The sequence below is a fragment of the Arthrobacter sp. P1_C12_2 genome, assembly GCF_056406415.1.
In genome coordinates this window covers 1-3,483 of sequence record NZ_JBFUAF010000044.1, presented here as the reverse complement: position 1 = coordinate 3,483, position 3,483 = coordinate 1, and the positions used below count along the sequence as shown (strand labels likewise).

Annotated in this window: 2 protein-coding genes and 3 rRNA genes; all 5 read right to left on the bottom strand. The window is 62.1% G+C overall.

Annotated features, from left to right (window positions below; genetic code table 11):
* Positions 1-68, bottom strand: a 16S ribosomal RNA gene (locus AC1DZQ_RS22430); the annotation flags it as partial.
* An 885-nt stretch (positions 69-953) separates the two neighbouring features.
* Complete coding sequence (locus AC1DZQ_RS22425) at positions 954-2,024, bottom strand: CU044_5270 family protein (RefSeq protein ID WP_476965563.1); 1,071 nt, start codon at positions 2,022-2,024, stop codon at positions 954-956.
* Positions 1,990-2,586, bottom strand: a complete 597-nt coding sequence (locus AC1DZQ_RS22420) for an RNA polymerase sigma factor (protein ID WP_476965562.1) — start codon at positions 2,584-2,586, stop codon at positions 1,990-1,992. Before AC1DZQ_RS22420 ends, AC1DZQ_RS22425 begins: the two co-directional genes overlap by 35 nt.
* A gap of 447 nt (positions 2,587-3,033) precedes the next feature.
* Positions 3,034-3,150: ribosomal RNA gene (gene rrf, locus AC1DZQ_RS22415) — 5S ribosomal RNA — on the bottom strand.
* 202 nt (positions 3,151-3,352) lie between these two features.
* A 23S ribosomal RNA gene (locus tag AC1DZQ_RS22410) occupies positions 3,353-3,483 on the bottom strand; the annotation flags it as partial.

Genomic DNA, 3,483 nt, shown 5'->3' with positions numbered 1-3,483 from the left:
CGTTCGACTTGCATGTGTTAAGCACGCCGCCAGCGTTCATCCTGAGCCAGGATCAAACTCTCCGTTGAAGTAAAACAGACACAACATGCGCCCCCGGGAAAACGGGATGCACACGCTGCACAAAATTTGAAACCAGCTGTAAAAACCAGACCACACCACGGGGTGGCGCAATCCAGTCAATTCAACCAATTCAATACAATAAATTGGTATCAACAAACTTGGCACACTATTGAGTTCTCAAACAACAGACACACCCGGCACCACCACAACCAACATTCGGTCGAGGATCGCTCCGGAGCAACTTTTCAAACTTACCCGAGTCCGGACCGCTTTGCAAATCAGCGTTTCCGCGACCCACAAACCATCCGACCCGCCCCCGCCCGAACCCGGAGCGCACAAAACGCCGACCAGATCCGGTCTTGAAATTTAGGGGATTGGCCGCCTCCGGTTCCCAGCTTTGCGCTGGTCTCCCTCGCGGCGACTTAGAAAACAATACACCCACCCGGCCCCCGCCGCAACTCCACCCCCCACACCCGCCCCACCACCCAAAAACCCCGCCACCACAGCCCAAAACCACCCACCACACACCCCACCACCGGCCCCGCCCCGCAAACCAGCACTATGCCGTGCATCACCACCACGGAACCGGACAGGGGTGGTCCACACCCCGGACCGCCCGACACCACCAAAAGAACAACCCCGCCGGCAGTCTGTCCCGAACCGACCCTGCCTTCGGATACGCCGTGGTATTCGCATCGGCGGCCGGCCGCAATGGGAGGCCAGGCATTGGGCGGCCGGCCCGACCCGCCGCGTCACTCCACGGAGCCGGGCCATGAACCAGCTTCGCGTCGATGAATCATTCAGCAGTGCACTCGCTAAGCCCACCCGGCTGTGGCTCGCGGCGTACCGAGGGATGGCCGCCCCTTGGCGGTCATCCCTCGGTTGTTAGCAGCCTAGGGCGCAGCGTTCACCACGGACGTCTTCACGGATGTCCAGGTCGAGACTGTCCCGGCGGGAGAGCCAGGATAGTCCTTCAGCAGTACGTCTTGTTCCCCGATCACCAGTCCCGAGGTGGGATCGATGATGATGTCCGTCCTCGTTCCTCCGTCGGGAGACGGGACGCCGATGGCGATCCCCGTTCTGCCGTCGACTGTTGCCTGCCTGTCGCCGACGATGACGCCGGGGATGAGGCCAGCGGCCATGTAGAGGGCGGCGCGAAGGTCGGCGGGGACGACTCCGGTGCGCAGGCCGTCCGCGATCGTAACGAATGCCTCTGCTTCAGGAGACTTCCCGGCGCCTTTTGTCCGCTCGTAGATGATGTCCAGCAGAGCCCGTGGATCCCTGGGCAGACTGCCGGCGTCCTTGAGGGGTGTGCCGATAATGACTGTTGGCTCGTTCCCGTAGAAGGCACCTCCGGGGGCACGCTGAATCCCGACCGGCCTGGGCTGCCCTTCCGGCCACAGTGATGAGGCATTCCGTTTCCGTATCTCGGCTGCTGCGGCCTTGGCGGCTTCACTGGAGGACTCAAGGGGGACACGCTCTTCACGGTTCCAGACCCATTCCCCTTCCCTGTCTGCCGGAACATAGACCTGCCCACCCGTCGTTTCCTGCCAGGACATGTCACTTCCATCGGCCGCTCGCATGCCTCCGCCGGTGAGCTCCGTCGTCTCGATTTTGAGGTACTGGCCGGGTCCCACCACCGGGTCGGAGGTCCGGATGGTTGCTACCGCGGCGTCGTTCAGGACCTCGGCTGCTTCAGCGGTTGCCCCCGGCCCACCAGGCCTTACAACGTCCGCCACTACGATTCCGCCCACGAGCAGAGTCGCAGCTGCCGAAGCGATCAGGACACGTCGGCGGAAACGGATCGGGCTGACAGTGTCTTTGGCATGCGCGCCTGACGTTGCCACGAAGGTGGAAGCCGGGCCGATCTTTGCCATGACTTTCTCGCGGCCACGTGCCAATGTGGCCGGCGGGGCGGAGCCGATGTCGCTACGCATTTCGCGGAGCAGCTGCAAGTCGTCCATGGTCGTTCTCCGTTTCATCAAGTATTTCGAGGTTGAGCTGGATCCGCAGAGTCCGGCGTGCACGGTTCAAGCGGGACCGCACGGTTCCGACAGGGACGTCCATGGCCAGGGCGATGCCTTCATACGTCAGGTCAGCCCAGGCATAGAGCAGCAACGTTTCGCGGTCGATGGCAGCCATGGACTTTAGGGTGCCGGCGATACGCCCGGTCGCCACAACGGCGTCCATCTGGGCGGCAATCCTGTCCGAGGCATCGGCCACGGATTCCCGCGAAGCCGCTTTGGCCGCGGTTTTCAGCATCTTGGCTTCGGCACGGTGGTGCCGCCGGAGCAGATTGGTGGCGATGCCGAACAGCCAGGGCCGGGCGTCGTCCCTGCCGAGGTCGTAGGTATCCAGCTGTTCCCAGGCGACCAGAAAGGTTTCGGACGTGACGTCGTCGGCGGCGGAGTCACCGGCCCTTCTGGCGGCGTACCTGTAGATGACTGAAGCGTGTCTGTCGTACAACTCCCCGAAAACTGCGGGGCTGTCCCGGGACCGCCTGATGATGTCGTTGTCTGTGCTCACACTATGTATTGCCCGCTGGCCACAAAAGGGTTCACGGAGCGTGCCCTTCTTCGCGCCCAATGGATCTTCAACGAAGCGTACCGGTGACCCATAGTCGCATTACTCATGATGCTGTTCCGACTCTGGCCACCTGTCTGTTTGGGGGCTTAAATGCAGGAGGACCCCCAATGTGGTTGGGGGTCCTCGACGTGCATGCGTTCCGACGGCGACCTACACAGAGCCTCCTACGGTGACGCACCCTCACGTATCGGATGTTCGACGGCGGCGCCCGGTTGGGATGCCCCGCCGGCTTGTGCGGCGTTGAGGCAGCGTGCGGGAGGTGGGGGCGTCCTAGTGGTTGGGGCGGCCTCCCTCCCGGCCTTCCAGGGGCCGGTCAGCTGATTCCGTTTGGGGGTTAAATGCGGGAGGACCCCCAACGTTGGTTGGGGGTCCTCGACCTGAATGGTGTTCCGGCGGTGACCTACTCTCCCACACCCTCCCGGGTGCAGTACCATCGGCGCTGTGGGTCTTAGCTTCCGGGTTCGGGATGGGACCGGGCGTTTCCCCCACGCTATGACCGCCGTAACCCTGTGTCCGCACCCTGCCGGCCGGGCCGGGGGTGGGAAATCTGGTGTTACAACATGTGTGGTGTTGTTATTTGGTTGTGGTTTTGTTCCTCAAGCAACGGGTTTGTTGTTTGGGAACCACATAGTGGACGCAAGCAGTCTTGTTTCTTTGTACCACCCCTGGGTGCAAACCCCTTTTGAATGGGTTTGCGGGGTGGTGTGTGGTGTAAGTTATCGGCCTATTAGTACCGGTCAGCTTCACGAGTCGTTAGTCCTCGCTTCCACATCCGGCCTATCAACCCAGTGGTCTGGCTGGGGGCCTCTCACACACAAGGTGTATGGAAATCTCATC

Excerpts from the sequence above, each read along its gene's own strand:
- AC1DZQ_RS22425 (WP_476965563.1), bottom strand. The coding sequence starts at position 2,024 with ATGGACGACTTGCAGCTGCTCCGCGAAATGCGTAGCGACATCGGCTCC.